Here is a 17,956-nt window from a genome sequence, read left to right as displayed (position 1 = left end):
GTCCCGGGGGTTACACGGGCCTCAGCGCAGGGTCGAGGCGCGGACCACCAGTTCCGGGGTGAACACGACCTTCCGGTGTTCATGGCCGGTTTCGGTGGTTTCCGCCAGCAGGAGCTCCGCGGCGGTGCGGCCGAGCCGCCGCCGGGGCTGGCGGACCGACGTCAGCGGGACCGCGGCCGCGGCGGCGAATTCGATGTCGTCGTACCCCACGATCGCCAGGTCGCCGGGCACGCGCATGCGGAGGTTCGCGCAGGTTTGCAGCAGGCCGAGCGCGACGAGGTCGTTGGCGCAGAACGCGGCGGTCGGGCGGACCGCCGCCGGCAGCCCCGCCAGCCGCTCGCCGGCACCGCGGCCGTCGGCCACCGTCAGCGCCGTCGTCGTCAGGTCGACGAGGTGGCCGGGGTACAGGCCGGCGGCGCTCAGCGCCCGCAACGCGCCGAGCCGCCGGTCGCGGACCTGGCCGACGGTCGTGTGGTTGCCGATGAAGGCGATCCGCTCGTGACCCTGTTCGATCAGGTGCCGCACGGCGATCTCGCCGCCGTAGACGTCGTCGACCGCGACCGAGCAGTGGGTGGTGCCGCCGGGAGTGCGATCGACGACGACCACCGGCGTGCCGCGGCGCGCGATCTCGCCCAGCAGCGGGGCGTCCGGGTCGACCGGCGTGATGAGGATGCCCTGGACGCGCTGCTGTTCGAGGCGCCCGAGGTAGGCCGCCTCCCGCGACGGCTGGTGTGCGCTGTTGCACAGGAAGAGGGAGAGGTCGCCCGCGTCGGCCGCGTCTTCCATGCCGGCCGCGACGTCGGTGAAGAACGGGTTGCTGCCGTCGAGCATGACGTAGGCCAGCACCCGGCTGCGCCCGGCCCGCAGCTGCCGCGCGGATTCGTTGCGCACGAAGCGGAGTTCGGCCATCACGGCCTCGACCTTGGCCCGGGTCGCCGGGCTGACCCGGTCGGGCCGGTTGAGCACGTTGGACACGGTGCCGAGAGAGACGCCGGCGGCGGCCGCGACGTCCTTCATGCCCGCTGACCTCGGCTCGGTACCGGGTTCCCTGACTACCATGCGACCCCCTCTTGGACCGGCGGCGTTGAAACGTAACATCACCACGAACTACCCGGTGGAGAAGCTGTTTGGCCACGGCTGTGCCGATGCATTGACTTCCTCTTCCGCCGCATAGTAGCTTCACCGCACCAGATTTGTGAAACCTTTCAATCCGGAGGTCGCGATGACGCGGCAGGACCCGGGCCGAGCCCCTCTGCTGGAGGTGCGCGGCGTGACGAAGTCGTTCGGTGCAGTCGCGGCCGTCGCCGGCGTGAGCTTCGGCTTGCACGCCGGGGAGGCCCACGCGCTGGTCGGGGAGAACGGCGCCGGCAAGTCCACGATCGTCAAGATGCTCGCCGGGGTGCACAAGCCCGACGACGGCACGCTGCTCCTGGACGGCGAGGTGGTCGAGTTCGGCTCGCCCGCCGACGCGAAGGCGGCCGGCATCGCGGTGATCTACCAGGAACCGACGCTCTTCCCCGACCTTTCGGTCGCGGAGAACATCGTGATGGGCCGCCACCCGCGCAAGAGCCTCGGCCGGATCGACCGTGCGGCGATCCGCGCCGAAGCCGAGCGGCTCTTCGCCCGCCTCGGCGTCCGGATCGACCCGGCGCGCCCCGCTCGCGGGCTGTCCATCGCCGACCAGCAGATCGTCGAGATCGCGAAGGCGCTCAGCGCCGACGCCCGCGTGCTCGTGATGGACGAGCCGACCGCCGCGCTGAGCCGCGTCGAGGTCGAGCGGCTCTTCACCGTCGCCAGGACGCTGCGCGGGGAAGGCGCGGCGATCATGTTCATCTCCCACCGCTTCGAGGAGATCACCGAGCTCTGCCAGCGCGTGACGATCATGCGCGACGGGCGGCACGTCTCCACCGACGCGGTCGCCGACGTCACCGTCGAGGAGATGGTGAAGCGGATGGTCGGCCGTGACCTGGACGCGCTGTTCCCCAAGCAGGACGTCGAACCCGGCGCGGTCGTGCTGGAGGTCGAGGGCCTCGCCCGGGAGGGCGTGTTCCGCGACATCTCCTTCTCCGTGCGCGCCGGGGAAATCGTCGCGTTCGCCGGGCTGGTCGGGTCCGGCCGCTCCGAGGTCGTCCAGGCCGTCTTCGGCGTCGACGAGCGTGACGCGGGGGTCGTGCGCGTCAGCGGGAAGAAGCTCAAGCCGCACTCGCCGCGGGCCGCGATGGCCGCCGGGATGGCTCTGGTGCCCGAGGACCGGCGGCAGCAGGGCCTCATCATGGACCTGTCGATCGAGCGGAACGTGACGCTGCCGCGGTCGGCCGCGCTGGCGAAGCTCGGCTTCCTGACCGGCGCGAGCGAACGGCAGGAGGCGCGCCACTGGACGGAACGGCTGCGCACCAAGTACCGCCGCCTCGGCGACCCCGTCGGCACGCTCTCCGGCGGCAACCAGCAGAAGGTCGTGCTGGCCAAGTGGCTGGCGATGGCGCCGAAGGTGCTGATCGTGGACGAACCGACGCGGGGCATCGACGTCGGCACGAAGGCCGAGGTCCACCGGCTGATGTCCGCGCTGGCCGCCGAAGGCGTCGCGATCGTCATGGTGTCCTCGGAACTGCCGGAGGTGCTGGGCATGGCCGACCGCGTGCTGGTCATGCGGGAGGGCCGGATCGTGGCCGGGCTCCCGCGCGCCGAGGCGACCGAGGACTCGGTCATGTTCGCCGCGATGGGCCAGGGAGCCGCCGCATGACCGTCACCGAGGAGGCCCGCGTGACCGGGAAACCGACCGTCCACCCGCGACGGTCGTGGACCGCGAACGTCCTGAAGGCCCGCGAAGCCGGCATCGTACTGGCCCTGATCGTCCTGGTCGCGTTCACCGCGACGCAGAACTCCCGGTTCCTGTCGGGGCAGAGCATCCGCGACATCCTGCTGGGGACGGCGATCCTGGCGGTGCTCGCCGTCGGGCAGGCGATCGTGATGATCACCCGCAACATCGACCTCTCGGTCGGCTCGGTGCTCGGCCTCGCCGCGTTCGCCGCCGGCACCCTGATGCAGGACAACCCGGGCCTGCCGGTGATCGTCACGATCCTGGTGGGGCTGGCCGTCGGCGCGGTGTGCGGGCTGGTCAACGGGGCGCTGGTGCGCTTCGGCCAGGTCCCGGCGCTGGTCGTCACGCTGGGCACGCTCTACGCCTACCGCGGCGTCAGCTTCTTCTGGGCCGGTGGCCGGCAGATCAACGCCGACAAGCTGCCGGTGTCCTTCCTGGACTTCGGCACGGCCTCGCTGCTCGGTGTGCCGTGGCTGGTCCTCATCGCGCTCCTGGTCCTGGTGGTGGCCGGGATCGTGCTGCGGAGCTACCGCGGCGGGCGCGAGCTGTACGCGATGGGGTCGAGCCCGCAGGCCGCGCAGCTGGCCGGCATCCGGGTCGGCCGCAACACCAGCGTGGCGTTCCTGGTCAGCGGGGCGCTCGCGGGTCTGGCGGGTGTCCTGTTCGCCGCCCGGTTCGGCACCGTGGACGCCGCGGCAGGCACCGGCTACGAGCTCAACGTCGTCGCCGCGGCCGTCGTCGGCGGGGTCGCGGTGTTCGGCGGCAGCGGCTCGGTCTGGGGGGCGGGCCTCGGCGCGCTCCTGCTGACGGTGATCGGCAGCGCGCTGGCCGTGCTGGACATCAACCAGTTCTGGCAGCAGGCGATCGTCGGCGCGCTGATCCTGCTGGCCATCGGCGCCGACCGGCTCGTCGCCGTGCGCGTCGCCAAGGCACTGAAGAAGAGGGATTCCCATGTCTGACCAGGGGAACCGGCTCGGCCGGCTGCTCAGCTGGGACGCCGCCGTCGTCCTGGTGACGGTCATCGTGCTGATCGTCGCCTCCGGCGCCGTCGAAAACTTCGGCACCAGCCGCAACTTCACCTTCCTGCTGCTCGACCTGCTGCCGATCGCGCTGATCGCCCTGCCGATGACGTTCATCATCGTCACCGGCGAGATCGACCTCTCGGTGGCCAGCACGCTCGGCCTGACGTCGGCGGTGATGGGGTCGCTGTGGGACGCGGGCCTGACGATCGAGGCGATCATCCCGCTCTGCATCGTGCTCGGCGCGGTCCTCGGCGCGCTGAACGGCTTCTTCGTCACCGTGCTGAAACTGCCGTCCCTGGCCGTCACGATCGGCACGCTGGCCCTCTACCGCGGCCTGGCCTTCGTCGTGCTGGGTGACGGCGCGGTCGCCGACTTCCCGCGTGCCTACACGAGCTGGGTCACCGGGACGATCGGCGACGGCCCGATCCCGAACGTCCTGGTCCCGCTCATCGTGGCGGCCCTGATCTTCGGCGTCGTGCTGCACGCGACGCCGATCGGCCGCGGCGTGTTCGCCGCCGGCGCGGGCGAACAGGCGGCACGGTTCGCCGGCATCCGCACCGGCAGGCTCAAGTTCTGGCTGTACGTGGTGAGCGGCGCGGTCGCCGGCCTGGCCGGGGTGCTGTGGACGCTGCGGTACTCCAGCGCCCGTGCCGACAACGGGTTCGGGGCCGAACTGGCCGTCGTGGCCGCCGTGCTGCTCGGCGGCGTGTCCATCTTCGGCGGCAAGGGCACGCTTCCCGGCGTGCTCGCCGGGGTGGTCCTGCTCGCGTCCCTGCAGAACGCCCTGCGCCTGCAGGACGTCTCGAACGAGGCGCTCAACATCGTGACCGGCGTGCTGCTCATCGTGTCGGTCCTCCTTCCCAACATCGTGTCCTCGGCCCGGACGGCGCTGCGGCGCCGGAGCCGAGCGACTGCTCCGGTATCCCCAGAAAGGTGACAAAGATGTCCCGACGGTTCCTCACCGGCGCAGTGTCGGCCGGGCTGGTGCTGGTCCTGGCCGCCTGCAGCGGCACGACCAAGAACGACAACGCCGGCTCCGGCGCCCAGCAGTCCACCGCGGCGGCGAACCCGAACGCCGCGGCGAAGGAGGGCGTCAAGATGGCGTTCCTGCCCAAGCAGCTCAACAACCCCTACAGCGACATCGAGGTCAGCGGCGGCAAGGCGGCCCTCGGCGAGCTGAAGGGCGAGTACAAGCTGGTCGGGCCGAACGACGCCAGCGCGTCGTCGCAGGTCAGCTACATCAACACGCTGATCCAGCAGCAGCAGGACGTGATCGGCATCGCCGCGAACGACCCGAACGCCGTCTGCCCGTCGCTCAACCAGGCCCGCAGCGCCGGCATCAAGGTCGTCGCGTTCGACTCCGACGCGGCGAAGGACTGCCGCGACGTCTTCATCAACCAGGCCACCACGCAGGGCATCGGCGAGGCGCTCGCCAAGCAGGCGAAGGACCTGTCCGGCGGCTCCGGCGAGGTCGCGGTCCTGTCCGCGACGCCCAACGCCACCAACCAGAACGCCTGGATCGACGTGTTCAAGAAGGAACTGGCCAAGCCGGAGTACGCGAGCTTGAAGCTGGACAAGGTCGCCTACGGCAACGACGACGACCAGAAGTCGTTCCAGGAGGCCCAGGGCCTGCTGCAGTCGTTCCCGAACCTCAAGGTGATCATCGCGCCGACCACCGTCGGCATCGCGGCCGCCGCGCGGTACGTCAGCTCGTCCAGCTACAAGGGCAAGGTCGCGGTGACCGGGCTGGGCACGCCGAACCAGATGCGTGCCTTCGTCAAGGACGGCACGGTGAAGCAGTTCGCGCTGTGGAACCCGGCCGACATCGGCTACCTGGCCGCCTACGCCGGCGTCGCGCTGAAGTCGGGCCAGATCAGCGGCAAGCAGGGCGAGAAGTTCAAGGCGGGCAAGCTCGGCGACTACACGATCGGCGAGAACGGCGAGATCGTCCTCGGCCCGCCGACGACCTTCGACACGAACAACATCGACAAGTTCAACTTCTGAGAGAACCTTATTCCGGTTAGGCCGCCGCGCCCCGCGCGCGTACTGCTGATTACCGCGAAAGTCATGCGGCGGCCGACGGCTGAATAAGGTTCTCACTTCCGGCCGGGTCGCGACGGGCGGCCCGGCCGGACTCCACAAAGGACGGATTTTGCCCCGATACTGCTTCTGTCTGCAGGTCAAACCGGACCGGAGGGCCGAGTACGCCGAGCGGCACCGCGCGGTGTGGCCCGAGATGCAGCAGGCCCTGCGCGACACCGGCTGGCGCAACTATTCGCTGTTCCTGCGCGAAGACGGCCTGCTGATCGGGTACGTCGAGGCCGATGACCTCGCCGCCGCGCAGGCCGCGATGGCCGAGACCGACGTCAACGCCCGCTGGCAGGCGGAGATGGCGGAGTTCTTCACCGGCCTGGACGGCGGCCCGCCCGACGAGGGCTTCCAGCTCCTGGCCGAGGTCTTCCACCTCGACCCCACCACCGTCGCGGAAGGACAGTGATCGCCGTGGGCGACTTGACGGCCGTGAAACAGGCCCTGCGAGCTCAGCGCATCGAAACGCCGTCGTGGGCGTACGCGAACTCGGGCACCCGGTTCAAGGTGTTCCCGCAGCCGGGGGTGCCGCGCACGCCGGAGGAGAAGATCGCCGACGCCGCGACCGTGCACCGGTTCACCGGGGTGGCGCCGAGCGTCGCGCTGCACATTCCCTGGGACGAGGTCGACGACTACGGCGCCTTGACCGCGTACGCCCGCGATCTCGGGGTCGAGGTCGGTGCGATCAACACCAACGTCTTCCAGGACGAGGACTACAAGCTCGGTTCGGTGACCAACCCCGACCCCGGCATCCGCCGCAAGGCGACCGACCACCTGCTCGAAGCCATCTCGATCATGGACGCGACGGGCTCGCGGGACCTGAAGCTGTGGTTCTCCGACGGCATCAACTACCCCGGTCAGGACGACATCCGCGACCGCCAGGACCGGCTGGCGGCGGCGCTTCGCGAGACGTACGAGCGGCTCGGCCCGGACCAGCGGATGCTGCTGGAGTACAAGCTGTTCGAGCCCGCTTTCTACGCCACCGACGTCCCGGACTGGGGTACGTCCTACGCCCACTGCATCGAGCTGGGGGAGCGGGCGACGGTGTGCATCGACACCGGCCACCACGCGCCGGGGACGAACATCGAGTTCATCGTCGCGTTCCTGCTGCGGGCGGGGAAGCTCGGCGCGTTCGACTTCAACTCCCGCTTCTACGCCGACGACGACCTGATGGTCGGGGCGGCGGACCCGTTCCAGCTGTTCCGGATCATGTACGAGATCGTCCGCGCCGACGCGCTGGACCCGGCCTACGGCATCGCGTTCATGCTCGACCAGTGCCACAACATCGAGGCGAAGATCCCGGCGATCATCCGGTCGGTGATGAACGTCCAGGAGGCCACGGCCAAGGCGCTGCTGGTGGACCGCACCGCGCTGCGCGCCGCCCAGCAGTCGGGTGACGTGCTCGCCGCGAACGCCGTGCTGATGGACGCCTACAACACCGACGTCCGGCCGCTGCTGGCCGAGCTGCGGGAAGACACCGGGCTGGACCCGGACCCGATCGCGGCCTACCACCGCAGCGGGTACCAGGAGAAGATCGTGGCCGAGCGCGCCGGCGGCACGCAGGCCGGATGGGGAGCATGAGCATGACCGTGCCGGAGCAGCTCATCGCGCGCAGCAACGCGCTCGGGGCCGACCCGCGCAACACCAACTACGCCGGTGGCAACACCTCCGCCAAGGGTGCGGTGACCGACCCGGTCACCGGCTCGCCCACCGACGTCCTGTGGGTCAAGGGCTCCGGCGGCGACCTCGGGACGCTGACCGAGGCCGGGCTGGCCGTGCTGCGGCTGGACCGGCTGCGGGCCCTGGTGGACGTCTACCCGGGCGTCGAGCGCGAGGACGAGATGGTCGCCGCGTTCGACTACTGCCTGCACGGCCGGGGTGGCGCGGCGCCGTCGATCGACACCGCGATGCACGGGCTCGTGGAGGCCCCGCACGTCGACCACCTGCACCCGGACTCCGGGATCGCGCTGGCCACGGCGGCCGACGGACCCGCGTTGACCAAGGAGTGCTTCGGCGACCGCGTCGCCTGGGTGGACTGGCGGCGGCCGGGGTTCCAGCTCGGCCTGGACATCGCCGCGGTCAAGGCGGCGAACCCGCAGGCCATCGGCGTCATCCTCGGCGGGCACGGCATCACGGCGTGGGGCGCCACCTCGGAAGAGTGCGAGCGGAACTCCCTGGAGATCATCCGGACCGCCGAGGAGTTCCTCGCCTCGCGCGGCGCGCCCGAGCCGTTCGGGCCGGTCGTGCCCGGGTTCGAAGCACTGCCCGACGCCGAGCGGCGGACGCGGGCGGCGGCGCTGGCGCCGGTGATCCGCGGGCTGGCGTCGACCGACCAGCGCGTGGTCGGCCACTACACCGACAGCGACGTCGTGCTGGAGTTCCTGGCCCGCGCGAAGTTCGGCCCCCTGGCCGCGCTGGGAACGTCGTGCCCGGACCACTTCCTGCGCACCAAGGTCCGGCCGCTGGTCGTGGATCTCCCGGCGACGGCATCCCTGGAGGACGTCGTCGCGCGGCTGAAGGAGCTGCACGGCGAGTACCGCGACGAGTACCGCTCCTACTACGAGCGGCACGCCACCCCGGATTCGCCGGCGATGCGCGGCGCGGACCCGGCGATCGTGCTGGTCCCGGGCGTCGGGATGTTCTCCTTCGGCAAGGACAAGCAGACCGCGCGGGTGGCGGGGGAGTTCTACGTCAACGCGATCAACGTCATGCGCGGCGCCGAAGCCGTCTCGACGTACGCCCCGATCCCGGAAAGCGAGAAGTTCCGGATCGAGTACTGGGCGCTCGAAGAGGCGAAGCTGCAGCGGATGCCGAAGCCCAAGCCCCTAGCAGGCCGGATCGCCCTGGTGACCGGGGCCGGGTCGGGCATCGGCAAGGCCATCGCGCAGCGGCTCGCGGCCGAAGGCGCCTGCGTGGCCATCGCCGACCTCAACGGCGACGCGGCCGCGGAGGTCGCCGCGGAGATCGGCGGCACGGCCGTCACCGCCGACGTCACCGACGCGGCGGCGGTCCAGGCCGCGGTGGACACGACCGTGCTGGCGTTCGGCGGGATCGACCTGGTGGTCAACAACGCCGGGCTGTCCATCTCGAAGCCGCTGCTGGAGACCACCGAGCGCGACTGGGACCTGCAGCACGACGTCATGGCCAAGGGCTCGTTCCTGGTCGCCCAGGCCGCGGCGAAGGCCATGGTCGCGCAGGGCATCGGCGGGGACATCGTCTACATCTCGTCGAAGAACTCGGTGTTCGCGGGCCCGAACAACGTCGCTTACGGCGCCGCGAAGGCCGATCAGGCCCACCAGGTCCGGCTGCTGGCGGCCGAGCTCGGGGCCCACGGCATCCGCGTCAACGGCGTCAATCCCGACGGCGTCGTGCAGGGTTCCGGCATCTTCGCCGGGGGCTGGGGTGCCCAGCGCGCCGCCGTCTACGGCGTCCCGGAGGAGAAACTGGGCGAGTTCTACGCCCAGCGGACCATCCTCAAGCGCGAGGTGCTGCCCGAGCACGTCGCGGCCGCGGTGTTCGCCCTCACCGGCGGTGACCTCACCCACACCACCGGCCTGCACGTGCCGGTGGACGCCGGGGTGGCCGCCGCGTTCCTGCGCTGACTCCCGGAGGAGACCGATGATCGACCGCATCACGCCGCGCCGCACCCGCGTCGGGCTCGTCTCCGGCGGGCTCGGGGCGTACTGGCCGCAGTTCCCGGCGTTGCTGCCCCAGCTGCAGGCCTCGGCTCGCCGCGTCACCGAGCGTCTGTCCACGATGGACTGCGAGGTGATCGACGCCGGGTTCGTCTCGGACGCCGTCGAGGGCGCGGCCGCGGCGGAGAAGCTGCGGGTGGCCGGCTGCGACCTGATCGTCGGCTTCCTCACCACGTACCTGACGTCCAGCATGCTGGCGCCGGTCGCGCAGCGCTCGGGCGCGCCGGTGCTGCTGCTGAACCTGCAGCCCACCGAGGCGATGGACCACGAGTCCTTCGACACCGGCGCGTGGCTGGCCTATTGCGGCGCGTGCCCGCTGCCGGAGATGGCCAACAGTTTCCGGCGCCTCGGCGTCGAGTTCCGCTCGGTGTCCGGGTACCTGGAGGACGAGCGGGCCTGGACGCGGATCGAACGGTGGATCAAGGCGGCCGGGGTGCGGGCGGCGCTGCGGCACGGCCGCCACGGCCTGCTGGGGCACCTCTACCCGGGCATGATGGACGTCTCCACCGACCCGACGCTGGTTTCGGCCCAGCTCGGCGGGCACGTCGAGGTCCTCGAGATCGACGACCTGCGGGTGCGCGTGGAGAAGGTCACCGAGGACGAGACCGCCGCCCGCGTCGCGCTGGCCCGTGAAGTGTTCACCGTGGACGAGTCCGTTGTGGACGATGACTTCGCTTGGGGCGCGCGGGTTTCGGTGGCCCTCGACCGGCTCGTCGACGACTTCTCGCTGGACTCGCTGGCCTACTACCACCGCGGCCTCGACGGGGAGACCCACGAACGCGTCGGCGCCGGGTTCATCCTGGGCGCGTCCCTGCTCACCGCCCGCGGCATCCCGGCCGTCGGCGAGTACGAGCTGCGGACGTCGCTGGCCATGCTGGTCATGGACCGGCTCGGCGCGGGTGGCTCCTTCACCGAGCTGCAGGCGCTGAACTTCCACGACGGCGTGGTCGAGATGGGCCACGACGGCCCGGCGCACCTCGGGATCAGCGCCCGCAAGCCGCTCCTGCGCGGCCTGGGCGTCTACCACGGCAAGCGCGGCTGGGGCGTGTCGGTGGAGTTCGACGTCAAGCACGGGCCGGTGACGCTGTGCGGCCTCGGCCAGCGCCGCGACGGGACGTTCACGCTCATCGCGTCGGAAGGCACGGTCGTGCCCGGGCCACTGTTGCGGATCGGGAACACGACGTCCCGCGTCGACTTCGGCTGCGACCCGGGGGAGTGGACCGACGCCTGGTCCGCCAGCGGCATCGCGCACCACTGGGCACTCGGCACCGGCCACCGCGTCGCCGAGCTGACGGCGGTGGCGGACCTGCTCGGCCTGGAGCTGACGGTGGTCCGCCCGTGAAGCGGGTCGCGGCCGTCGACCTCGGCGCGTCCAGCGGGCGGGTGATGGCCGGGACGGCCGGGCCTTCGCTGCTGAGCGTCGAGGAGGTCCGGCGGTTCCCGAACGGCGGCGTCCGCGCGGGGCCCGCGCTGTACTGGGACGTCCTGGGGCTGTACCGCGAGACCCTGGCCGGGATCCGGGAAGCCGGGCGCTTGGACGGCGTCGGCATCGATTCCTGGGCCGTCGACTACGGGCTCCTCGACGACCGCGGCGCACTGCTCGGCAACCCCGTCCACTACCGCGACTCGCGCACCGACGGCGTGCCTTCGCAGGTTGCGTCCAAGGTGTCCGCGCGCGAGCTCTACGACGTCACCGGCTTGCAGCAGCTGCCGTTCAACACGCTGTACCAGCTGGTGTCCGAGGGCGACCGGCTCGAGGCGGCGTCGACGATGCTGCTCATCCCCGACCTGCTGAACCACTGGCTCACGGGCTCGATCGGCGCGGAGCGCACGAACGCGTCGACCACCCAGCTCTACGACGTCCGCGCGCGGACGTGGGCTGCTTCGCTCGCTTCGCGCGTCGGTATCCCGCCGAGGCTGCTGCCACCGCTGCGCGACCCCGGCACGGTGGTGGGCACGGCGGACGAGCTGTCCGGCGTGCCGGTGGTGGCGGTCGGTTCCCACGACACGGCGTCGGCGGTGGTCGCCGTCCCGGCTGCCCCGGGGACGAACTTCGCCTACATCTCCTCGGGCACGTGGTCCCTCGCCGGCCTGGAGCTGCCCGCACCGGAGCTGAGCGACGCGGCACTGGCGGCGAACTTCACGAACGAAGGCGGTGTCGACGGCACGATCCGGTTCCTGCGCAACGTGATGGGCCTGTGGGTGCTGTCGGAGACGCTGCGCACCTGGTCGTGCCCGGAGGAACTCCCGGCCCTGCTGAAGGCGGCGGCCGGGGAGCCGCCCCTGGCGGCGGTGGTGGACATCGACGGCGCCGCGTTCCTGCCTCCCGGCGACATGCCCGGCCGGGTGGCGGCGGCGTGCCGGGCGACGGGCCAGCGCCCGCCGTCAAGCCGGGCGGCGGTGGTCCGCTGCATCGTGGACAGCCTGGCACTGGCCCACCGCCGCACGATCCACGAGGCGGCCCGCCTGACGGGCCGGCCGGTGGAGGTGATCCACCTCGTCGGCGGCGGCGCGCGCAACGAGCTCCTGTGCCAGTCGACGGCGGACGCGTGCGGGGTCCCGGTCCTGGCGGGCCCGGTCGAAGCCGCGGCGCTGGGCAACGTGCTGGTCCAGGCCCGCGCGCTGGGCGAGGACCTGCCGGACCTGGCGGCGATGCGGGCGCTGGTGCGCGAGACGCAGGAGATCCGGCGCTACGAGCCGTCGGGGACCGCCGGCTGGGCGGCGGCGGAGGCCCGGCTGCCCGGCTGACGGCGCGACCGGCTCCGGGGGTCAGAGGTTGATGTTGCCGTGCACGTCCCGGAGCTGCACGACCTTCCCCGTGACGTTCCCGGTCACCGTGTTGTGCACCCCGCCGTGCGTGACGCGGCTTTCCGGGAGCTTCTGCCACTCCTCCCGCAGCGCTTCGGCGAACTCGCCGTCCTCCGCTTCCGCCTCGTACAGCCGCTCGGCGAGCGCCGTGATCGGGCGGGTGTCCTCCGGGGCCGCCGAAGCCGCCTCCAGCACCGCGACGGCCGCGGGGTCCTTGGCGAACTTGCGTTTGACCAGGTCGTAGAGGCCGGTCGCACCCTTCGCCGCGAGCGCGGCGGCGATGGAGATCAGGATCGGTTCGGGCATCGTTTCAACCTAGCGGCGCACGTGCTCCGCGAGCTACAGCCAGCCGCGCTCGTCCGCGATCCGCACGGCTTCCACCCGGTTGCGCGCCCCGGTCTTCGTGATCGCCGCCGACACGTAGTTGCGGACCGTCCCCTCGGACAGATACAGCCGCGAAGCGATCTCCGCGATCGTCGCTCCGCTCCGGGCCGTGATGAGCACGTCCCGTTCACGCGCGGTCAGCGGGGATTCGCCCGCCGCCAGGGTCGCCACCGCGAGCGCCGGGTCCACCACCCGCTCGCCGGCCCGGACGCGGCGGATCGCGTCGGCGAGCACGTCGGCCGGCGCGTCCTTCACCACGAACCCGGCCGCGCCCGCCTCCATCGCCCGCCGCAGGTAACCCGCCCGGCCGAACGTCGTGAGCATGACGACGCGGCAGTCCGGCACCTGCGCGGCGAGCACCGCCGCGGCCGCCAGCCCGTCCAGGCCCGGCATCTCGATGTCGAGCAGGGCGACGTCGGGGCGGTGTTCGCGGGCCGCCGCGACGACCTCGTCCCCGCGGCCGACCGAAGCGACCACCTCGAAGTCGTCCTCGAGCGCCAGCAAGGCGCACAGTGCCTCCCGGACCAGTGCCTGGTCGTCGGCGAGCAGCAACCGGATGGTCATACCGTCACCCGCAGCCGCCACCCGCGCGGCCGCAGCGGGCCGGCGGAGAGACGCCCGCCGGCCGCGGTGACGCGCTCGCGCAGCCCGTCGAGCCCCGAACCCCCGGTCGCGGCCCCGCCGACGCCGTCGTCGACCACCTCCACAGTGGACGCCGACAGCGTCACAGCGCAGCGCGTCGCCCGCGCGTGCCGAGCCACGTTGGTGAGTCCTTCCCGCACGACCCAGCCGAAGAGTTCCTGCTGCCCCGGGCCCACGACGTCGATGGCCGTCGGCAGGTCCGCGGCGACCCCGCACGCGCGCAGCAGCTCGCGGCCACGCGCGAGCTCACCGGCCAGCGTGACCTCGCGGTAGCCCGAGACCGCCGCGCGCACGTCGGTCAGCGCCTGCCGCGCCAGCGTCTCGACGGCCGCCATCTCCTCGCCCGCGCGAGCGGCCTCGGCCGTGACGAGCCGCCGGGCCAGCGTGCTCTTCACCGTGATCGCGGTGAGCGAGTGGCCGAGCAGGTCGTGCAGGTCCCGCGCGATCCGGGCGCGTTCCGCTTCGGACGCCAGCCGCGCGACCTCGGCGCGGGCCTCGACGAGCGCGGTGTTGGCCCGGATCGCCTCCGCGAACGCGGACACCATGAGCACGGTGAACACGAGCGCGACCGCCTGCGTCCAGCCCGGGCCGTCCGGCCAGGGCACCGCGACGGCGGCGAGCGCGGACCCGGCCACCAGCACGGCCGCGGCGCGCCGGGGCAGCCGCGGCACGGCGAGGGAAAGGACGACGGCGGCGAGGAAGAACGCGTCGGCGTGCGCGAAGGGGACAGCGGCGGCGAACAGCGCGGCACAGCCGCCCACCAGCAGCCAGAACGGCCGTGATGCCCGGCGAGCGGCTGCCTCGGCGGCGGCGAGGTAACCGGTGGCGAACGCGCCGACGACCGCGCAGCCCAGCACCGCGGTCGCCCCTGCGGAGTGCTGCAGCACGGCCGCCACGGTCACGGCCGGGTAGACGAGCATCCCGGCGTCGAGCAGCCGCAGCCGCCAGCCGCGCACCCACCGCTGCGCGTCGCTCGCCTCGTCCACCACCGGCACGCTACCGGTCCCGCCGGCCGTTGATCAGCACGGTGACGCCGAGCAGCAGCACCCCGCAGGCGGCCTGCTCGAGCCGCAGCCAAAGCGGGAACAACCCCGGGAGCGCGACGATGACGGCGATCGCCACGAGCATCACCGCCGAGACGATCCGCAGCCGCAGGAGGCCCTTGCGCGAGCCACGGGCGGCGCTGCGGGCGAAGGTGAACGTCAGCAGCGAACTGGCGACGACGAGCGTGGCGCGCACCCAGACCGCGTCGGTCACCATCGCGGGGTGGTTCCGGAACAGGACGATCACGACGAAGGTGAGGATCGAGAGCGCGGCGTACGCGCCGGTGAGCAGGAGCACGGGCCGGAAAGCGACGGTTGCGGTTCGCGTGGTGGTCATGGGGAAATGCTCGCCGGGCGAGCCAGCGGCGGGCAGTGCCGTCCCACACGGGCCGTCCGTGACATTTGTCAGCGGCCTTGTCAGCGGCACGGCAGTGGGAGAGCGCTCTCACAGCGTGCTACAAAAGACGGGTGACGACGCAGCCGCCCACTCTGGAGGACGTCGCGCGGGTCGCCGGCGTCTCGCGCGCCACGGTGTCCCGCGTGGTGAACAGTGTGCGCAACGTCGACCCCAAGCTGAGGGAGACGGTCGAACGCGCCATCGCCGACACCGGGTACGTGCCGAACCGGGCGGCCCGTTCGCTGGTCACCCGGCGCACCGGCGGGATCGCGCTCGTCGTGTCCGAACCGGAGCGGCATGTCGAAGTGTTCACCGGCGGCGTGTTCGGCGACCCCTTCTTCGGCCGGGTCGTCGAAGGCGTGGTCGCGCACCTGCGCCCGCACGGCCTGCACCCGCTGCTGATGCTCGTCGACAGCGACGAAGAGCGCGCGAAGCTGGTGCCGAAGCTGCGTCAGGAGCAGGTGAGCGGGGTGCTGCTGATCTCGTTGCACCCGGCGGAGGATCCGCTGCCCCGCGTGCTGACGGACGCGGGCGTCCCCACGGCGCTGTTCGCGCGGCCGGGCCGCCCGGCGCCGGTGTGCTACGTCGACGTGGCCAACCAGGACGGTGCCCGGCTGGCGGCCGGCAGGCTCGTCGCGCGCGGCTGCCACCGGGTCGCCACGATCGCGGGCCCGGCCGGTACCCCTGCGGGGCAGGACCGGCTGGCCGGCTTCCGCGACGCGATGGCCCGCCGCGGCCACGCGTACGTCACGGTGGCGGAGGGCGACTTCACCGAGCGCGGCGGCGAACGGGCGATGGAGCGCCTGCTCGCCGAGGAACCCGCGCTGGACGGCCTCTTCGTGGCCAACGACCTGATGGCGTACGGCGCGCTGACGGTGTTGCGGGAAGCGGGCAGGCGGGTCCCGGACGACGTGGCGGTGGTCGGCTTCGACGACAGCCGGGTCGCGCTGAGCTGCCGCCCCCGCCTGACGACGGTCCGCCAGCCGGTGGAGGAGATGGGTGCGGCGATGGCCCGGATGGTGCTGGACCGCATGGCCGACCCGGCCCTGCGCGCGGAGTCGGTGATCTTCGACCCGGAACTGGTGGTCCGCGACTCGGCCTGAGCGGCCGGCGGCTAGGTTCGGCGGCATGGTCGAAACCCAGCGGAAACCGGTGCCGCGCAACGACGGCGGCGAGCTCGACACGGCGACGGCGTTCCTCGCGTTCGCCCGCGAGTGCGTGCTCAAGAAGACCGACGGGCTCACCGAGGAGCAGCTGCGCCGGGTCCTGGTCGGCTCGGGCACGACACTGCTCGGGCTCGTCCACCACCTGACCCTCGCCGAACAGGTCTGGTTCGGCCACCACGTCGCGGGCGGCCCGGATCCCGGGGACGTGGAGATGACGGTCCCGGACGGGCTCACCGTGGCCGAGGTCCTGGCCGGCTACCGCGCGGCGATCGAGGCGAGCGACGCGGCGATCCGGGCGGCCGGGGACCCGGACACCCCCGTGGCCGTCGCGGTCGACGGCAAGCTCCACACCCTCCGGTGGGTGCTGGCGCACATGACGAGCGAGACCGCCCGGCACGCTGGACACGCGGACATCCTGCGGGAGCAGCTCGACGGCGTCACCGGCCGCTGATCTGTCCGGGACAGGTCCGCCCACTGGTCTGGACAACGAGCCGACCGCTGTGCTCAGATCGGGACGGCTTTCCAACGTTGTAAAACTGACGGGTCCCTTCACCGGAACGGAGTTCCCCCGTGCGGAGCAGAACAAGAACCATCCGGCGGGCCTGTGCCCTCGCCGTCGCCGGGATCGCCGTCGCGGCGGTGACCGTCGCGACGCCCGCACTGGCCGGGCCCGCGCGCCAGACCGTCACCGCCGGGAACGCCCGCTTCCAGGTGCTGTCCCCGACCCTGATCCGGACCGAATACGCCGGCGACGGCCGCTTCACCGACGCCGCCACCTTCAACGCCGTCGGCCGCGGAGGCTTCACGGCGACGCCGTACACCAGCACGACTTCCGGCGGCGTGCTCACGATCCGGACGAGCGCGGCGACGCTGACCTACCGGCTGAACTCCGGCCCGTTCGACGGCGGCAACCTCGAACTCCGCACCACCGCGGGCCCGGCCCCGGTGCTCGCGGCCCCCTGGCACCACCTGACCTGCGCGGCCGGCGCCCGGTGCGAGGCCGAAGACCTCACGACCGACGGGCTCGGCGTCGCCACCGACCACCCCGGCTACACCGGCGAAGGCTTCCTCGCCGGGTTCGAGAGCACCGGGAACTCGGTGACCGCGGACGTCGTCGTGACCACCGCGGGGACGTATTCGCTGACCGCGCGCTACGCCAACGGCCAGGGCGGCGACGGCCAGCACATCACGCGCACGCTCAGCGTTTCGGTCGACGGGGGAGCGGCGCAGAAGCTCACCCTGCCCGTGACGGCCGACTGGAACGCCTGGGCCCTCGCCTCGGTCCCGGTCACCCTCGGCGCCGGGCACCACAGCGTCCGCCTCGAACGCACCGCGGGCGATTCCGGCAACGTCAACCTCGACGGCTTGGCCGTCCTGACCGCCGGCGCGCCGTTCCCGCCGGCGTCGGCCCGCGCGTTCACCGGCTGCCCGGCCGGGGTGAGCTGCGAAGCCGAAAGCGGGCTCCGCACGGGATCCGCCGTCGTGGCGACCGACCACAGCGGGTACGCCGGGCGCGGTTTCGTCGCCGAGCTCAACCGCGGTTCGACGCTGACCCACCGCGTGGCGGACGTCCCGGGCGACGGCACGTACCTGCTGCACGTCCGGTACGCCAACGGCACCGGCGGCGACGGCCGCCACGAAATGCGCACTGCCGCTGTCACCGCGAACGGCGTCACCCGCACGCTGTCCCTCCCGGTCACCGACGGCTGGGACGCGTGGAAGAGCTCGTCGGTGCCGGTGGACCTGAAGGCGGGCACGAACGACGTCGTCCTCGCGTGCCCCGACGACACCAGCTGCCACGTCAACGTCGACACCGTCGCCGGGACCCCGGCCCCGGGGTGGGCGCCCCCGCCCCCCCCGCCCCACGGCGGCGCCCCCCCCCGGGTAGGGTGG

Annotated in this window: 17 protein-coding genes; 12 read left to right on the top strand and 5 right to left on the bottom strand. The window is 72.3% G+C overall.

Translation table 11 applies throughout. The annotated features are described in order from the left end of the window. Positions 1 to 21: 21 nt before the first annotated feature. On the bottom strand, positions 22 to 1,017 hold the full coding sequence (locus AB0F15_RS28540; protein ID WP_360276631.1) for a LacI family DNA-binding transcriptional regulator: 996 nt from the start codon (positions 1,015 to 1,017) through the stop codon (positions 22 to 24). 205 nt (positions 1,018 to 1,222) lie between these two features. Here AB0F15_RS28540 and AB0F15_RS28535 point away from each other — a divergent pair, with 205 nt between their 5' ends. From AB0F15_RS28535 to AB0F15_RS28495, 9 genes are all read left to right on the top strand, one after another. Next, entirely contained in the window at positions 1,223 to 2,740 is a 1,518-nt protein-coding gene (locus tag AB0F15_RS28535) for a sugar ABC transporter ATP-binding protein (protein WP_360276628.1), read from the top strand. Continuing rightward, entirely contained in the window at positions 2,737 to 3,777 is a 1,041-nt protein-coding gene (locus tag AB0F15_RS28530) for an ABC transporter permease (protein WP_360276625.1), read from the top strand. Before AB0F15_RS28535 ends, AB0F15_RS28530 begins: the two co-directional genes overlap by 4 nt. Further along, positions 3,770 to 4,777 carry an ABC transporter permease gene (locus tag AB0F15_RS28525; protein WP_360276622.1) on the top strand — a complete coding sequence of 336 codons (1,008 nt, stop codon included), beginning with the start codon at positions 3,770 to 3,772 and terminating at the stop codon, positions 4,775 to 4,777. Before AB0F15_RS28530 ends, AB0F15_RS28525 begins: the two co-directional genes overlap by 8 nt. A gap of 5 nt (positions 4,778 to 4,782) precedes the next feature. After that, complete coding sequence (gene rhaS, locus AB0F15_RS28520; protein ID WP_360276618.1) at positions 4,783 to 5,844, top strand: rhamnose ABC transporter substrate-binding protein; 1,062 nt, start codon at positions 4,783 to 4,785, stop codon at positions 5,842 to 5,844. 148 nt (positions 5,845 to 5,992) lie between these two features. After that, the gene (locus AB0F15_RS28515; RefSeq protein ID WP_360276615.1) at positions 5,993 to 6,337 is read left to right on the top strand and encodes an L-rhamnose mutarotase; all 345 of its coding nucleotides are present in this window, start codon (positions 5,993 to 5,995) and stop codon (positions 6,335 to 6,337) included. Further along, positions 6,334 to 7,509 carry an L-rhamnose isomerase gene (gene rhaI, locus AB0F15_RS28510; RefSeq protein ID WP_360276612.1) on the top strand — a complete coding sequence of 392 codons (1,176 nt, stop codon included), beginning with the start codon at positions 6,334 to 6,336 and terminating at the stop codon, positions 7,507 to 7,509. The genes AB0F15_RS28515 and rhaI overlap by 4 nt, the downstream gene beginning before the upstream one ends. 2 nt (positions 7,510 to 7,511) lie before the next feature. After that, positions 7,512 to 9,530 (top strand): bifunctional aldolase/short-chain dehydrogenase, encoded by a 2,019-nt coding sequence (locus tag AB0F15_RS28505; protein ID WP_360276609.1) that lies wholly within the window; start codon positions 7,512 to 7,514, stop codon positions 9,528 to 9,530. A gap of 16 nt (positions 9,531 to 9,546) precedes the next feature. Next, positions 9,547 to 10,965, top strand: coding sequence for an L-fucose/L-arabinose isomerase family protein (locus AB0F15_RS28500; protein ID WP_360276606.1), 1,419 nt, complete (start codon positions 9,547 to 9,549; stop codon positions 10,963 to 10,965). Between the two features lie 44 nt (positions 10,966 to 11,009). Beyond that, on the top strand, positions 11,010 to 12,371 hold the full coding sequence (locus tag AB0F15_RS28495) for a rhamnulokinase family protein (RefSeq protein WP_360276742.1): 1,362 nt from the start codon (positions 11,010 to 11,012) through the stop codon (positions 12,369 to 12,371). A 21-nt stretch (positions 12,372 to 12,392) separates the two neighbouring features. Here AB0F15_RS28495 and AB0F15_RS28490 read toward each other — a convergent pair whose 3' ends face one another. The 4 genes from AB0F15_RS28490 to AB0F15_RS28475 are packed head-to-tail and all read right to left on the bottom strand — an operon-like array spanning position 12,393 to position 14,837. Beyond that, positions 12,393 to 12,737 carry a hypothetical protein gene (locus AB0F15_RS28490; protein WP_360276603.1) on the bottom strand — a complete coding sequence of 115 codons (345 nt, stop codon included), beginning with the start codon at positions 12,735 to 12,737 and terminating at the stop codon, positions 12,393 to 12,395. A gap of 33 nt (positions 12,738 to 12,770) precedes the next feature. Further along, complete coding sequence (locus tag AB0F15_RS28485) at positions 12,771 to 13,379, bottom strand: response regulator transcription factor (RefSeq protein ID WP_360276600.1); 609 nt, start codon at positions 13,377 to 13,379, stop codon at positions 12,771 to 12,773. Beyond that, positions 13,376 to 14,443: a sensor histidine kinase gene (locus AB0F15_RS28480; protein WP_360276597.1), complete on the bottom strand. Its 1,068-nt coding sequence runs from the start codon at positions 14,441 to 14,443 to the stop codon at positions 13,376 to 13,378. The genes AB0F15_RS28485 and AB0F15_RS28480 overlap by 4 nt, the downstream gene beginning before the upstream one ends. Before the next feature lie 10 nt (positions 14,444 to 14,453). Then, positions 14,454 to 14,837 (bottom strand): hypothetical protein, encoded by a 384-nt coding sequence (locus AB0F15_RS28475; protein ID WP_360276594.1) that lies wholly within the window; start codon positions 14,835 to 14,837, stop codon positions 14,454 to 14,456. Between the two features lie 131 nt (positions 14,838 to 14,968). On the opposite strand from AB0F15_RS28475, the gene AB0F15_RS28470 reads away from it, so the two are divergent. The 3 genes from AB0F15_RS28470 to AB0F15_RS28460 form a co-directional block, all read left to right on the top strand. Further along, positions 14,969 to 16,000 carry a LacI family DNA-binding transcriptional regulator gene (locus AB0F15_RS28470; RefSeq protein ID WP_360276591.1) on the top strand — a complete coding sequence of 344 codons (1,032 nt, stop codon included), beginning with the start codon at positions 14,969 to 14,971 and terminating at the stop codon, positions 15,998 to 16,000. 25 nt (positions 16,001 to 16,025) lie between these two features. Next, positions 16,026 to 16,514 carry a DinB family protein gene (locus AB0F15_RS28465; protein ID WP_360276588.1) on the top strand — a complete coding sequence of 163 codons (489 nt, stop codon included), beginning with the start codon at positions 16,026 to 16,028 and terminating at the stop codon, positions 16,512 to 16,514. A 119-nt stretch (positions 16,515 to 16,633) separates the two neighbouring features. Beyond that, positions 16,634 to 17,956 (top strand): carbohydrate-binding protein (locus AB0F15_RS28460; RefSeq protein WP_360276586.1); only part of this gene is annotated, 1,323 nt, incomplete at its 3' end.

Origin of the sequence: Amycolatopsis sp. NPDC026612 (genome assembly GCF_040638285.1) — a bacterium.
Classification (GTDB): Bacteria; Actinomycetota; Actinomycetes; order Mycobacteriales; family Pseudonocardiaceae; genus Amycolatopsis.
Note: the sequence above shows the minus strand (reverse complement) of the source record. Positions and strands in the feature narration are given on the sequence as shown.